This is a genomic window from Mycobacterium sp. 852002-10029_SCH5224772 (genome assembly GCF_001667315.1).
Classification (GTDB): domain Bacteria; phylum Actinomycetota; class Actinomycetes; order Mycobacteriales; family Mycobacteriaceae; genus Mycobacterium.
On sequence record NZ_LZHT01000075.1, the window covers coordinates 37,072 to 51,436 of the forward strand.

At 68.8% G+C, this 14,365-nt stretch carries 14 protein-coding genes; 2 read left to right on the forward strand and 12 right to left on the reverse strand.

The annotated features are described in order from the left end of the window. Positions 1-5: 5 nt before the first annotated feature. Entirely contained in the window at positions 6-878 is an 873-nt protein-coding gene (locus A5775_RS12815; protein WP_067252595.1) for an SAM-dependent methyltransferase, read from the forward strand. Between the two features lie 64 nt (positions 879-942). Here the strand turns inward: A5775_RS12815 and A5775_RS12820 are convergent, their stop codons facing one another. The 9 genes from A5775_RS12820 to A5775_RS12860 all read right to left on the reverse strand — a co-directional run bounded on the left by A5775_RS12820 (position 943) and on the right by A5775_RS12860 (position 10,386). After that, positions 943-2,619 (reverse strand): ribonuclease J, encoded by a 1,677-nt coding sequence (locus A5775_RS12820; RefSeq protein WP_067252598.1) that lies wholly within the window; start codon positions 2,617-2,619, stop codon positions 943-945. Between the two features lie 19 nt (positions 2,620-2,638). Beyond that, positions 2,639-3,541 carry a 4-hydroxy-tetrahydrodipicolinate synthase gene (gene dapA, locus A5775_RS12825; RefSeq protein ID WP_067252816.1) on the reverse strand — a complete coding sequence of 301 codons (903 nt, stop codon included), beginning with the start codon at positions 3,539-3,541 and terminating at the stop codon, positions 2,639-2,641. Between the two features lie 239 nt (positions 3,542-3,780). Further along, positions 3,781-4,533: an FAD-dependent thymidylate synthase gene (thyX, locus tag A5775_RS12830; RefSeq protein WP_067252819.1), complete on the reverse strand. Its 753-nt coding sequence runs from the start codon at positions 4,531-4,533 to the stop codon at positions 3,781-3,783. A 10-nt stretch (positions 4,534-4,543) separates the two neighbouring features. After that, a complete protein-coding gene (locus A5775_RS12835; RefSeq protein WP_067252600.1) occupies positions 4,544-5,608 on the reverse strand; it encodes a restriction endonuclease subunit S in 1,065 nt (354 codons plus the stop codon). Continuing rightward, on the reverse strand, positions 5,605-6,978 hold the full coding sequence (locus tag A5775_RS12840; RefSeq protein ID WP_067252603.1) for a type I restriction-modification system subunit M: 1,374 nt from the start codon (positions 6,976-6,978) through the stop codon (positions 5,605-5,607). Before A5775_RS12840 ends, A5775_RS12835 begins: the two co-directional genes overlap by 4 nt. Next, the gene (locus tag A5775_RS12845) at positions 6,978-8,195 is read right to left on the reverse strand and encodes a winged helix-turn-helix domain-containing protein (RefSeq protein ID WP_067252605.1); all 1,218 of its coding nucleotides are present in this window, start codon (positions 8,193-8,195) and stop codon (positions 6,978-6,980) included. The genes A5775_RS12840 and A5775_RS12845 overlap by 1 nt, the downstream gene beginning before the upstream one ends. 52 nt (positions 8,196-8,247) lie before the next feature. Beyond that, positions 8,248-8,982: a DivIVA domain-containing protein gene (locus A5775_RS12850; protein WP_067252607.1), complete on the reverse strand. Its 735-nt coding sequence runs from the start codon at positions 8,980-8,982 to the stop codon at positions 8,248-8,250. A 103-nt stretch (positions 8,983-9,085) separates the two neighbouring features. Then, positions 9,086-9,589: a dihydrofolate reductase gene (locus A5775_RS12855; RefSeq protein WP_067252610.1), complete on the reverse strand. Its 504-nt coding sequence runs from the start codon at positions 9,587-9,589 to the stop codon at positions 9,086-9,088. Next, positions 9,586-10,386 carry a thymidylate synthase gene (locus tag A5775_RS12860; protein ID WP_067252612.1) on the reverse strand — a complete coding sequence of 267 codons (801 nt, stop codon included), beginning with the start codon at positions 10,384-10,386 and terminating at the stop codon, positions 9,586-9,588. The genes A5775_RS12855 and A5775_RS12860 overlap by 4 nt, the downstream gene beginning before the upstream one ends. A 42-nt stretch (positions 10,387-10,428) precedes the next feature. Here A5775_RS12860 and A5775_RS12865 point away from each other — a divergent pair, with 42 nt between their 5' ends. Further along, on the forward strand, positions 10,429-11,178 hold the full coding sequence (locus A5775_RS12865) for a dienelactone hydrolase family protein (protein ID WP_067252614.1): 750 nt from the start codon (positions 10,429-10,431) through the stop codon (positions 11,176-11,178). Between the two features lie 26 nt (positions 11,179-11,204). Here the strand turns inward: A5775_RS12865 and A5775_RS12870 are convergent, their stop codons facing one another. The 3 genes from A5775_RS12870 to A5775_RS12880 are packed head-to-tail and all read right to left on the reverse strand — an operon-like array spanning position 11,205 to position 14,283. Next, entirely contained in the window at positions 11,205-12,302 is a 1,098-nt protein-coding gene (locus A5775_RS12870; protein WP_067252821.1) for an acyl-CoA dehydrogenase family protein, read from the reverse strand. Between the two features lie 11 nt (positions 12,303-12,313). Beyond that, the gene (locus A5775_RS12875) at positions 12,314-13,504 is read right to left on the reverse strand and encodes an acyl-CoA dehydrogenase family protein (RefSeq protein ID WP_067252616.1); all 1,191 of its coding nucleotides are present in this window, start codon (positions 13,502-13,504) and stop codon (positions 12,314-12,316) included. Beyond that, positions 13,501-14,283, reverse strand: coding sequence for an SDR family oxidoreductase (locus A5775_RS12880; protein WP_067252618.1), 783 nt, complete (start codon positions 14,281-14,283; stop codon positions 13,501-13,503). Before A5775_RS12880 ends, A5775_RS12875 begins: the two co-directional genes overlap by 4 nt. Positions 14,284-14,365: the final 82 nt, after the last annotated feature.

Below are 14,365 nucleotides of genomic sequence, written 5' to 3' on the forward strand. Positions count from 1 at the left end.
CGGCCATGGCGCGAAATCCGGTAGCACAGACGGCGTTCGGCCCCATGCTGTTGGCCGCCGTCGAGCAGAACGAGCCGCCCGGGCGCCGGTTGGTGGACGACGATTTCGCCGAGCTGTTTTTGCCCGCCCCGCTGCGGTGGCTGGTCGGCGCGACGCGGTACGGGCCGGTTCGTCACCTGATGGTCCGCGGCTCGGAGTTCACCGGTCCCGGGCTGTGGGCAAATCTGGCCTGCCGCAAGCGTTTTATCGCCGACAAGCTCACGGAGTCACTCGACGACATCGACGCCGTCGTCATCCTCGGGGCGGGGCTGGACACCCGCGCCTATCTGCTGACGCGGCGGGTCCGCATCCCGGTGTTCGAGGTCGATCTGCCGGTGAACATCGCCCGCAAGTTCAAGACGGTCCGCCGGGTGCTGGGCGAGCCGCCGCTGTCGGTGCGGTTGGTGGCGTTGAACCTCGAGCAGGACGACCTGCTCACCGCGCTCGCCGAACACGGGTATCGCACCGATTACCGCGTCTTCTTCATCTGCGAGGGCGTCACCCAATACCTGACCGAAGCCACCGTTCGCCGGACGCTGGAGGGGCTGCGCGCGGCGGCGCCCGGCAGCCGGTTGGTGTTCACCTACGTCCGTAAGGATTTCATCGACGGCACCAATCGGTATGGCACCCGCACGCTGTACCGCAACGTCCGGCAGCGCCGGCAGCTGTGGCGTTTCGGCTTGCAGCCCGACGACGTCGCCGCGTTTGTCGGCGAGTACGGCTGGCGGCTGGCGGGGCAGGCCGGGCCCGACGAACTCGCGCAGCGTTACGTCGAGCCCACCGGGCGCAAACTCAAGACCTCGCAACTGGAGTGGTCGGCCTACGCCGAGAAGATCTAGCGGGGGCTCAGACCTCCATGGCGGCGACCCGCTTCGCCCGGCTGCGCCGCGCTCGCGATCGCCGCTAGACCTCGATGACGGTCGGCACGATCATCGGCTGGCGGCGGTAGGTTTCGCCCACCCATTTGCCGATGGTGCGCCGCACGCCCTGGGCGATGCGGCCCGGGTCGGTGATGTTCTCGGCCAGCAGCGCTTCCAGCTCCGCCTCGACCCTGCGCACGGCCGGCTCGAGCGCCTTGGGATCCTCGGAGAAACCGCGCGAATGCAGGTGCGGCGGGGCCACCGGGCGCCCGGTGCCCCGCTGAACCACCACGGTCACCGCGACGAAACCCGATGACAGGATGAGCCGTTCGCCCAGCGTGATGTCGCCGACGTCGCCGTCGATCAGGCCGTCGACGAACATCTTGCCGACCGGCACCGCCCCGGCTATCGCTGCCTTGCCCGCGACCAGGTCGACACTGACCCCGTTCTCGGCCAGCAGGATTGATTCCTCGGGCACGCCGGTGCGGGCCGCCAGCTTGGAGTTGGCGCGCAGCATTCGCCACGTCCCGTGCACGGGCATGACGTGGCGGGGCCGAATCCCGTTGTAGAGGAACAACAGCTCACCTGAGTAGGCGTGGCCCGAAACGTGAACGCGCGCTTGGGCGTTGGTGACAACGCGGGCGCCGATCTTGGCAAGCTCGTCGATGACGCCGTAGACGGCCTCCTCGTTGCCCGGGATCAGCGACGACGCCAGCACCACGAGGTCGCCCGCGGTCAGCGTGATGCTGCGGTGCTCGCCGCGCGACATCCGCGACAGCGCCGACATCGGCTCGCCCTGGGTGCCGGTGGTGATCAGGACCACCTTCTCGGGCGGCATCATCTCGGCGGCGCCGATGTCGATCACATCGGAATCCGCGACCCGCAGGAAGCCGAGCTCCCGGGCGATGCCCATGTTGCGCACCATGGAGCGGCCGACGAACGACACCCGCCGACCCAATGCCACTGCGGCATCGATGATTTGCTGAACCCGGTCCACGTTGGAGGCGAAGCACGCCACGATCACGCGCCCCTCGGCGCTGCGGATCAGGCGGTGCAGCGTCGGACCCACTTCGCTTTCCGACGGCCCGACGCCGGGCAGCTCGGAGTTGGTCGAATCACACAGGAACAGGTCCACTCCCGCGTCACCGAGCCGGGACATGCCGGGCAAATCGGTCGGCCGCCCGTCCAGCGGAAGCTGGTCGAGTTTGATGTCGCCGGTGTGCAAAACCGTTCCCGCACCGGTGTGCACGGCGATCGCCAGCGCGTCGGGGATGGAGTGGTTGACGGCGAAGTATTGGCATTCGAACACGCCGTGCGTGCTCTTCTGGCCCTCGGCCACCTCGACGAACACCGGCTTGACGCGGTGTTCGCGGCACTTCGCGGCGACCAGCGCAAGCGTGAATTTCGAACCGACGACCGGGATGTCGGGGCGCAGCTTGAGCAGGAACGGAATGCCGCCGATGTGGTCCTCGTGGGCGTGGGTGAGCACCAGCGCCTCGATGTCATCGAGCCGGTCTTCGATATGGCGCAGATCGGGAAGGATCAGGTCGACGCCGGGCTCGTCGTGGGTGGGGAACATCACCCCGCAGTCGATGATCAGCAGCCGGCCCAGGTGTTCGAAAACCGTCATGTTGCGGCCGATTTCGCTGATGCCGCCAAACGCGGTGACCCGCAACCCTCCAGCGGCCAACGGGCCAGGCGGGGCGAGGTCTACATCCACTTCTCGGACGCTCCCTGGGTCACCTGAGCACCGAGGCCGCGCGCATATCGGCGGCCAACGCGTCGATTTGCTCTGCCGTTGCGGGCATTTGGGGCAGTCGGGGGTCGCCGACTTCGATGCCCTGCAGGCGCAGACCCGCCTTGGACAACGTCACCCCGCCCAGGCGGGCCATCGCGTCGCACAGCGGCGCGATGTTGGAGTTGACCTTCCGGGCGGTGGCGATATCCCCAGAATTGAAGGCGGACAACATTTCCCGAAGCTGATTGGCCGCCATATGCGAAATCACGCTGATGAAACCGGTGGCCCCCATGGCCAGCCACGGCAGGTTCAGCGCATCGTCACCGGAGTAGTAGGCCAGGCCGGTGTCGGCGATGATCTGGCCGCCGCTGTGCAGGTCGGCCTTCGCGTCTTTGATTCCGACGATGTTCGGGTGGGCGGAAAGCGCGCGGATCGTGTCGGGCTGGATCGGGATCACCGAACGTGGCGGGATGTCGTAGAGCAGCACCGGCAATTCGGTCGCGTCGGCGACGGTGGTGAAATGTGCGATCAGCCCGCTCTGGGGTGGTTTCGAGTAGTACGGCGTGACCACCAGCAGGCCGTGGGCGCCTTCGGCCGCGCAGGCCTTGGCCAGCCGGACGCTGTGGGCGGTGTCGTAGGTGCCCGCGCCGGCGATGACGCGGGCCCGGTCGCCCACCGTCTCGAGCACGACGCGGAGCAACTCTCGCTTCTCGTCGTCGGTGGTGGTCGGCGACTCGCCGGTGGTGCCGGAGACCACCAGTCCGTCGCAGCCCGCGTCGATCAGGTGGTTGGCCAATTGCGCGGCGGTGGCGGTGTCAACGGAGCCGTCGGGGCGAAACGGTGTGACCATCGCGGTCAGCACGGTTCCCAACCGCGCTGGGGCGTCGAATCCGACCGTGCTCACGGTGTTCAGGTTACCTGGCACCGGCAAGCCTTTTCGCACCCACACAGCCGCGCGTTGCCGCGCCGATCGTCCGTTGGGCGGTCGCGGGGGTGCCAGTCGGCTGGATATCGGTCACGCGCCCGCCTAGCAGCGACAACGGGGCCGCCCGAGTGGGCGTCGTTGGCCGTTGTCGCTGTGAGGCGGGCATAACGCCTCATGGTCCGCCCAGTGACGGCAGTGCCTGACCGGACCTCGCCGGCTCAGGCTTCGGTCGCCAACGGACTGGTCGCGACCTCGGTCCCGTCGGCCAGCGTGGCGATCTCGAAATCGGCGAATACCGCGGGCGCCGTGCCCGTCAGGTGACGCAGGCACTCGATGGCCAGCCGCCGGATTTCCACGTCGGCGTGCTCGCTGGCGCGCATGGCGACGAAGTGGCGCCAGGCCCGGTAGTTCCCGGTGACGACGATGCGGGTTTCGGTGGCGTTGGGCAGCACGGCGCGGGCGGCTTGGCGCGCCTGCTTGCGCCGCAGGATGGCGCTCGGCTGGTCGGCGAATTTGGCCTCCAGCTTGGCCAGCAACTCCATGTAGGTGGCGCGGCCGGCGTCGGCTGCCGCGGCCAGGATTCGCTGCAGTTCGGGATCGTCTTCCATCCCCGGCGGCACGACGACGTGCGAGTCCTTCTCGGGGACGTAGCGCTGCGACAGCTGTGAGTAGGAGAAGTGCCGGTGCCGGATCAACTCGTGCGTGCACGAGCGCGAGATGCCGGTGATGTAGAACGACACCGTCGCGTGCTCGAGCACCGAGAAGTGCCCGACGTCGATGATGTGCTTGATGTAGCCGGCGTTGGTCGCGGTCTTGGGATTGGGTTTCGACCAGCTCTGGTAGCAGGCGCGGCCGGCGAACTCGACAAGCGCGGGGCCGCCGTCGGCGTCGGTGCTCCACGGCACCTCCGGGGGCGCCAAGAACTCGGTCTTGGCGATCAGTTGCACGCGCAGCGGCGCGATCTCGGCCACGGCGCTCACCTTAAAGCGTGCCGGGCGGAATCCGCACCTTGCCGGAGATCAGCAACGGCAGCAGCGCATCACGCAAGCCGGACAACCGGGTGCTTTCGGCGCGCCGGGCGTGGCACAGCGCGCCCAGCCAGGTGATCGTCCGCAGCGCCGCCGGACCCAGCCGGCGGACGTCGGGGACCACCACGTCGACGAGGTCGCGCGGTTGAATCCGCTGATGGCTCTCCGACGTCCCCGCGGCCCGCCGTTGCACCCGCAGTGAGACGTCCGGTTGTCGCAGCGCCGACCACAGCGCCGAGGAATGAATTCCGAGCGGCTTGAGCACGACGAACTCCGTGCTGGCCAGCGACATCTCCGGCGGCAGGCTCACCACATTCCAGATCCGCGGAATCCTGGGGTTCAGCTTGGCGAACAGGACGCACGGCTCGGACAGGAGCAACTTGCCGCTTTTCACCGACCGTCCGTCGACCAGGCGGGGTTTCGCCCCGTCGTCGAACGCCGGAAGGCTGAAATGGGCGACCCGTGCGGGGAACTCCTGCACGTTGCGGAACGCGCTCGACGGGGCCGCCAGGCTCGACAACGGCACCCGGCCCACCACCGATTCGGCGTGGGCAACCATCAAACGTTCGGCGGCCTCGATCACGCGGTCGTTGGCGGCGATTTTGTCGTCGAGGGCACCGAGCACCTCCGCGATCCGCTGACGCTCGTGCGACGCGACGGTCGACACCGAAACGTCGTGCAGGATCCGCTGATTGAGCAGGGGTTGTCCCGACCCGGATCGGTGATCGCCCAGCCGGCAGGTGTGCAGGGCGTAATACCAATACCGCGTCTCCCGCGGATCCTTGGCCCGGCACACCAGCGCGTTCTCGGTCACCCAGACATCGGAGTCGCAGTAGCGCAGACTGCCGCAATGGGATCCGACGCGGCCCACCACGATCAGCGGCCCGCCGGCGTTGCGCTCCGCGGCAAAGCCGATCGCGCCGTTGGCGCCGTAGACGGGAAAGCGCCCGTTGAGGGCGCGCACCGGCGCGCCGCTGCCGCTGCTGAAGTCGAGATGCTCACCCAGGATGGTGTTCACCGCAGCCGCCCCACCTGCTGGCGCACCACCTGTTCTGCGCGCGCGGAATCGTCGAGCGCCGCGAGCAGCCCGTCGGTCAATCGCGCGATCTTGTCGCCGACCGGCTCCCCGTCGTCCGGGGCGCTCGGCGCGTCCACGTAGCGTCCCGGCGTCAGCACGTGTCCCGCGGCCCTGACGTCATCCAGCGGCACGGACTGACAAAACCCCGGAACATCGTGGTAGGTCAGCCCTTTGGCAAGGGCTGACTTCGTACCGCACCACGCGTGGTAGGTGTCGCCGATCCGGACGATCTCCTCGCGGGTCAGCGCGCGCTCCGCGCGATCCACCAGGTAACCGAGGCCTCGGGCGTCGATGAACAGCACCTGGCGTGACCGGTGCGCCTTATCCCTGGCGAAGAACCACACGCACACCGGTATTCCGGTGCTGCGGAACAGCTGTGCGGGCAGAGCGACCATGCACGACACCAGATCCGCCTCGATGATCCGCGCCCGGATGTCGCCCTCGCCCTTCGCCTTCGAGGACATCGAGCCGTTGGCCATCACCACGCCGGCCGTGCCGCCCGGTGCCAGCTTGGACAGGATGTGCTGAATCCAGGCGTAATTCGCGTTGGTTGCGGGTGGAACACCGAAGCGCCAGCGCGGGTCGTCGGCGTCGCGGGCCCAATCTTTGATGTTGAAGGGCGGATTGGCCAGCACGTAGTCCATCTGCACGCCGGCATGCAGGTCGGTGACCAACGTGTCGGCGCACCGCGGGCCCAGGCCGCGGTGGTCGATGCCGTGCACGGCGAGGTTCATTGTCGCCATGCGCCAGGTCTGTTCGACACTTTCTTGGCCGTAGACGGTGAGGTTCGCGGGATCGCCGTCGTGTTCGGCGATGAAGTGCTCGGTCTGCACGAACATCCCGCCCGAGCCGCAGCACGGGTCATACACCCGCCCCCCGGACGGTTCGAGCACCTCGACCAGCAGCCGCACGACGCTGGGCGGGGTGAAGAACTCACCGCCCCGCTTTCCCTCCGCGCGGGCGAAATTCCCCAGGAAGTACTCGTACACCTCGCCCATCAGATCCCGATGGGCCTCGCGCCCGCCGCATCGCAGGGTGTCCAGGAGGTCCATCAGTTCACCGAGGCGGCGCTGGTCGAGGTCTTCGTACAGCCGCGGCAGCCCCGCGGCCTGCATCGCGTCGTCGACGAGCCGGCCGAGCTTGTCGGCTTTGCTGTTGTCCGCCAAGGCTTTCCATTGCGCCTCGGAGACGTGTCTGAGGAAGACCAGTCCGAGGATGACGTCCTTGTACTGCCCGGCCGACAGGGAGCCGCGCAGCTTGTTGGCCGCCTTCCACAGGGTGTCCTTGAGCCCTTTGTCGGTCGCGCGCATCAGCTGACCGCCCGCAGGGCGCCGGCCAGGTCGCCCCGGGTGGCCACGCTGAACCCGCCCAGCCCCAGCCAGCACGCCATGGACTCCAGCTCGCCGGCGAGCGCCGCGGCGACGCGGGCTCTGGGCGTTTCGGGTTCGGCGAATGCGCCGACGACGCGCAGGCAGTCGGCGGCCCGGTCGGCCTTGAGGTCGACCCGCGCCACCAACCGCCCGTCCATCAGCAGCGGCCACACGTAGTAGCCGTACTGTCGCTTGGCGGCCGGTGTGTAAATCTCGATGCGGTAATGGAATTCGAAGAGCCGTTCGACCCGGGGCCGGAAGAAGATCAGCGGGTCGAACGGGCACAGCAGCGCGGTGCCCCGGTCGGCTCGGGGCACCGTCCGGCCTACCCGCAGGTAGGCGGGGGCGGACCAGCCGTCGACGTCGACCCGCTCGATGTCACCGGCGGCCAGCAACTGACCGATCGCGGGCTTGACCTGGGCGGCCGACAGCCGAAAGTAGTCGCGGATGTCGGCCTCGGTGCCCACGCCCAGCGCGGTGGCCGCCCGCAGCGTCAGCTCGCGGATCGCCTCGTGGTCGTCGACCTCGCGGGCTAGCACGCCGGCCGGCAACACCCGCTCCACCAGGTCGTAGTGGCGGGCGAAGCCCACCCGGGTGGCCGTGGTGAGCACCCCGGAGGAAAACAGCGCCTCGGCCACCCACTTGGTGTCGCTGCGCGTCCACCAGGTGCCTTTCTTCTGTCGCGGCGCCGACAATTTCGAGGCCAGGTGCGCTTCGATTTGGCCGGCCGTGCTGGGCCCGAGTTCGGCGACGGCGGCCACCACCTCCTCGGCCAGCCGCGGATTGGCCTTGACGATGTGGGTTCCCCACCGGCCATGGGTGTACTGGCGCATCCGCCAGCGCAGCAGCGGCCAGTCCTCGACGGCCATCAGCGCGGCCTCGTGCGCCCAGTACTCGGCCAGCAGCCGCGACGAACGCGGGCCCCAGGCCGCGCGGTCGAGCACGTCACGATCGTAGGGGCCGAGCCGGCTGAACACCGGGGCGTAGTGGGCGCGCACCGCCACCGACACCGAATCCAGTTGCAGCACTTGGATTCTGGATATCAGCCGCTTCAGATGCGCCCGGGTGATCTCGCCGCCCGGCCGGGGCTCGCTAAATCCTTGGGCCGCAACGGCAATCCGCCGCGCCCCAGTGGCGGAGAGCCTGCGGGTCGACACGGCGCCGAGAATACCGCCCCGGGGGCGCCTGTCGGCGGAGGCTAGCGCAAGCTCAGCCCGCGCGGACCTTGTGTTCCAGGGGCGCCACGGCGCCGTCCGCGTCCGGGTTCTTCTGTTCTTTGTAGGCCGCCTCGAGTGCGGCCGGAACCCCGTCGAGGTCGCGGTAGACGCCCATCAGCTGCTCGAGGATCTCGATTCGCTGCGCGGTCGCCTCGTCGACCGCGCGCCGGGCCTTGTCACGGTAGTGATCGGCCCCCTGTTTCGCGTCACCGAGCAGCTGCTCGCACTCCCGCTCGGCGCTCTGGCGCGCTTCGTCGATCGCGGATTGGGTTTCGGCGCGCATCCCGGCCAGTTCGGCGTCGAGCTTTTCCTTGGTCTCCGCGTACTCGGCTTCCAGCGCCTTTTTCTGCGCGGCCATGTCCGCGAGCACCTCGTCGCGCTTTCGCTCCGCGGCTTCGGCCTCTGCCTCGGCCGCCGCGATCAGCGCGTCCGCTTCCGCGCGCGCCTCGGCCTGCATCTCGGCTACCTCGTCGACCGCGCGCCGCAGCATTTTCGCCATCCGCTGCTGCATCGCGTGCGGCGAGGGTGACGTGTCGGTCAGGACTGCGACTTCCTTGCGCAGCGCGGCGGTTTGTTCGCCGGATTCCTGCAGCCGGGCCCGCAGGCTCTCGACATCGTCTAGCAGCAGCTGCTGCTTGGTGGTCAGCATCTCGATGTGGGCATCGACCGCGCCCGCGTCGTAGCCCATGAACTTTCGCGAGAACGTCTTCACGGGTTCGGTTATCACTGCCAATTCCCCCTTCTCACCAAACGCCTGGTAAACCCTGTGCGACCGACCCCCCGAGTCCGAGTATGTCAGGTCAGGGCCGAGCGCGAGCAGGTGCGCAGACTCAGCGACGGTAGCTGTGGAAGCGATACCGCAGCCCCGAGCGGCTGGCCTGCCACTCCCCCGTCTCGCCCACCCAGGTGTCGTCCAGCGCGGGCGCCAGCGCGTCGTCGTCGTCGCGGCGCAAGTCGACCTCGATCTCGGTGACCTCGCACCGGGCGGCGTACGGGAGCGCAGCCAGATACACCTGCCCGCCGCCGATCACCCACATCGCGGGCTCGCTCTCGGCCTGGGCAAAGGCCGCGTCCAGCGAGCCGACCACCTGCGCCCCGTCGGCGGCGAAGCCGTCCTCGCGGGACAGCACGATGTTGCGCCGGCCGGGCAGCGGCCGCACCTTCGACGGGAGCGAGTCCCATGTCCGCCGGCCCATCACCACGGTGTGCCCCATGGTCACCTCTTTGAACCGGACGAGGTCTTCCGGGACGTTCCACGGGATGCCGCCGCCGCGCCCGATGACGCCGGAGGTCGACTGGGCCCACACCAGGCCCACCTCGGTGGTACGCGTCATACCGCGACGGGGGCCTTGATGGCCGGGTGCGGATCGTAGTTGCGCACGACGACGTCATCGTAGGTGTAGTCGAAGATCGAATCCCGTTTGCCCAGAACGAGTTCCGGGTAGGGTCGCGGCTCGCGGCTCAGTTGCAGCCGCACCTGCTCGACGTGGTTGTCGTAGATGTGGCAGTCCCCGCCCGTCCACACGAATTCGCCGACCGAGAGGCCGGCCTGGGCGGCCATCATGTGCGTCAGCAGCGCGTAGCTGGCGATGTTGAACGGCACGCCCAGAAAAAGGTCGGCGCTGCGCTGGTAGAGCTGACAGCTCAGCCGCCCGTCGGCCACGTAGAACTGGAAGAACGCGTGACAGGGCGGCAGCGCCATCTGCGGGATTTCGCCGACGTTCCAGGCGGACACGATGATGCGTCGCGAGTCGGGGTCGGTGCGCAGCAGATCCAGGGCCGCGCTGATCTGGTCGACGTGTTCGCCCGACGGGGTCGGCCAGGATCGCCACTGCACCCCGTAGATAGGCCCGAGATCGCCTGTGTCACTTGCCCATTCGTCCCAGATGGTAACCCCGTGCTCGTGCAGCCAGCCGACGTTGGAATCGCCGCGCAGGAACCACAGCAACTCATAAATCACCGACTTGAGGTGCACCTTCTTGGTGGTGAGCAGCGGGAAGCCGGCCGACAGGTCATAGCGCAGCTGCCGGCCGAACAGGCTTCGGGTTCCGGTGCCGGTGCGGTCGGATTTGGCCGTTCCCGCATCGAGCACCAGGCGCAGTAGGTCCTCGTAGGGCGTCGGGATCGGCACGCGGTCAGAATACTGCGAAGCGCAGGGAGTAGAACGGGTGCCATGCCGAATATCACCGACGTCGTCGCCACCCCCGATGGCACCTGCACGGTGCACCTGTTCACTCCGGAGGGGCCGGAATCCCAGGTTCCGTGGCCCGGTGTGGTCATGTATCCCGACGCCGGCGGCGTGCGGGAGACGTTTGCGCAGATGGCCGCCAAGCTGGCCGGATTCGGCTACGCCGTGCTGCTTCCGGACGTCTACTACCGCACCGCCGACTGGGCGCCGTTCGACATGGCGACCGTCTTCAGCGACCCGAAGGAACGCGGGCGCCTGTTTTCGATGATCGGCAGCATCACCCCGGACCGGATGGCTATCGACGCGACCGCATTCTTCGATTATTTGGCCGCCCGGCCCGAGGTGACGGGCGAGCGATTCGGCGTGTGCGGCTACTGCATGGGCGGTCGGACGTCGCTCATGGTGGCCGGCCGGGTGCCCGACCGGGTGGCCGCGGCGGCGTCCTTCCACGGTGGCGGCCTGGTGACCGACACCGACGACAGCCCGCACCTGCTGGCCGAGCGGATCAGCGCCACGGTGTACGTGGGGGGAGCGCAGAACGACGCGTCGTTCACCGCCGATCACGCCGAACAGCTCGACAAGGCGCTGACGGCGGCCGGCGTCGAGCACACGATCGAGTGGTATGCGGCGGGCCACGGGTTCGCCGTCCCGGACAACGCGCCGTATGACCCCGCGGCGGCCGAGCGGCATTGGGACGCGATGACGGCGGTGTTCGCCGCGGCGTTCCCGCGCTAAGGGTCCATCAACAATCCGCGATGCCCTCAGGAGGGCGGCAGGTCCACCAGCTCGGCCAGCCGGGTGCGGTGACGGTACCCGGTGCCGAATGCCAGCTGGTCGCTCTTGGCCCGCTTGAGGTACAGGTGCGCCGGATACTCCCAGGTCATGCCGATGCCGCCGTGTAGCTGTATGCATTCCTCGGCGGCGTGCACGGCGACATCGCTGCAGTAGGCCTGGGCGATGGCCGCCGCTGCGGCGGCGTCATCGCCGGCACGGGCACATGTGTCGGCCGCGTAGCGGGCGGCGGCCGTCGCGGCGCCGACCTCGAACCACAGGTCCGCCAACCGGTGCTTGATCGCCTGGTAGGAGCCGATCGTGCGGCCGAACTGCCTGCGCTGCCTGACGTAGTCCAGTGTGGTGTCGAAACACCATTGGGCCACTCCGAGTTGCTCGGACGCCAGCAGGGCCACTCCGGTGAGGACGGCCTCGGCTATCGGGCCGTCGCCCGCCCCGAGCGGGGACGACGGTGTACCCGAAAACGACACGGCGGCAAGGGGTCTCGTCATGTCCAGCGCGAGCAGCGGCGACACCTGTACGCCGGCCGCCGCACGGTCGACGGTGTGGAGTTCGAGACCGTCCGGCCCGGCGACGGGCACCACCAGCACGTCGGCCTCGCCGGCGCCGACCACGCCGGTGACAGATCCGCTGAGTCCGCCGGAACCGCCGTTCACCCCCACGACCGGATCGCCGGGTGCGGTCGTCAGCGGCACCACCAACGCCGCCGTCAGCTCGCCCTGGGCCAGCGCCGGCACGGTCTGGGTGTCCCCGGCACGCAAGAGCGCGACCGTGGCGAGGACCGCGCTGGACAAGAACGGCACCGGCGCAACGGCCCGGCCGACCTCCTCCATGACCACCGCGGCCTCGCGGGCGCCCGCGCCGGCGCCGCCCAGCGATTCGGGAACCAACAGGCCGGCCACGCCCAGTTCAGTGGCCAGCGTCCGCCACACACCCGAGAAGTCTTGGGGTGCAGCGTCATAGACACCGGCCACCGATTCGGGCGGGCAACGCTCGGCGAACAGCTGACGGACGCCGGCCCGCAGCGCCTCTTCGGTGTCGGAGTACAGCAGGTCTCCGGTCGGCACGCGCTGGGGGCTCATCGGGGCAGGTCCTTCCACGCGGCGTCCTTGTCGACGCGATGTTCACCCGGCAGGCCCAGAATCCGCTCGGAGATGGTGTTGCGCAGGATTTCCGAGGTGCCGCCCTCGATCGAGTTGCCGCGCGCCCGCAGGTAGCGGTATCCGGGTTCGCGACCGATCAGGTCGACGGTCTCGGGGCGGCGCATGGTCCAGTCGTCGTAATACAGGCCGGACTCGCCGTGCAGCTCGATCTCGAAGCCCGAGATCGCCTGCGCCAGATCGGCGAACGCCACCTTCATGCCGGCGCCCTCTGGCCCCGGCTGACCGGTGGCGGCCTGCTGTCGCAGCCGTTCGCCGGCGAGCCGGAAGACCTCGGCCTGCACCCACAGCCGCATCAGTTGATCGTGCATGGCGGGGTTGCGCAGCGCCGGCTCGTCACGCCAGGCTTCGGCGACCTTGCCGATGTGGCCGCCTTCCCGCGGGACCCCGGCGCGGGAACCGATCGCGACCCGTTCGTTGTTGAGGGTGGTGGTCGCGACGCGCCAGCCCCCGCCCTCCGGGCCCAGCCGATTCGCATCGGGCACCCGGACGTCGGTGAGAAACACCTCGTTGAACTCGGCCTCCCCGGTGATCTGGCGCAACGGCCGGATCTCGACCCCGGGTTGCGTCATATCGCAGAGAAAATAGGTCAGGCCATGGTGTTTGGGCACGGTCGGATCGGTGCGGGCGACCAGGATGGCCATCTGCGCGTGTTGCGCCTGCGAGGTCCACACCTTCTGCCCGTTGACAATCCACTGATCACCGTCGCGGACCGCGCGGGTGGACACCCCGGCGAGGTCCGATCCCGCGCCCGGCTCGCTGAACAGTTGGCAGTAGATCTGCTCACCGGTGAACAACGGGCGCAGGAACGTTCGCTTCTGCTCGTCGGTGCCGAAGGCGGCGATGGTCGGCGCGGCCATGCCCATCCCGATGTAGTTCTTGGGGGTGCCGCCCACCGGCGCACCCGCGGCGGCCAGCCGCGCGTCGATACGCTCCTGGGCGGTGCGCGGCAGATCCAGGCCGCCGAAGCCCTGCGGCAGGTGCACCCAGGCCAGACCCGCATCGTATTGCGCGCCGAGGAATTCGCGCGGGTCGGCAGCCTTCGGATCGTGCGCGTCGAGCAGTGCCTGCACCCGCGCGTCCAGGTCGGATGTATCGATGGCGGTCATTGCCCGCCGCCGGGTGCGGACCGGAATCCCTGTGCGGCGCCGAGCAGTAGGCCACCGTCGATGACCATGGTTTCGCCGGTGATCCAGCTCGCCGCGTCGGAGACCAGGAAGGCGACCGCCGCGGCCACGTCGATCGGTTCGCCGATGCGCCCGAGCGCGATCGACGACGCCAGCGGGTCCTCGTGGTCCTTCCACAGCGCCTCGGCCAGCCTGGTGCGCACCACCCCGGGCGCGATCGCGTTGACCCGGACGCGCGGAGAAAGTTCCAGCGCCAGTTGCTTGGTGACGTGGATCAGCGCCGCCTTGGTGGCGTTGTACATGCCCATCGCCGGTGACTGGTGCATGCCGCCGATGGAGGCCGTGTTCACGATCGCCCCGCCGTGCTCGCCCATCCACGACTTGACGACGAGCGAGGTCCACAGCAGCGGAGCCCACAGGTTGACATCGAAGATCTTGGTGAAGCGGGCGTGGTCCTGATCGATCAGCGGACCGTATGCCGGGTTGGTTCCGGCGTTGTTGACCAGGATGTCGACGCTGCCGAAGCGCTCCAGCGTCACGTCCACGCAGCGCCGGGCCGCGTCCTCGTCGACCGCGTGCGCGCCGACCCCGACGGCCCGCTCACCGACCTGCGCGGCGGCTTCGTCGGCCGCCTCCTGCTTGCGGGCGGTCAGCACCACATTGGCCCCCGCGGCCGCCAGCTGTTGAGCGATCGACAGGCCAATTCCGCGTGACGCGCCGGTGATGATTGCGGTACGGCCGGTCAGATCTTGTGAGGTCATGTCGTGGGCCTTCCGTTGTTTGCCACAAAATTTTATTCGCCATGTTTTGGACGCGTGTTGAGGTGGTATGCCAGCCGCATGT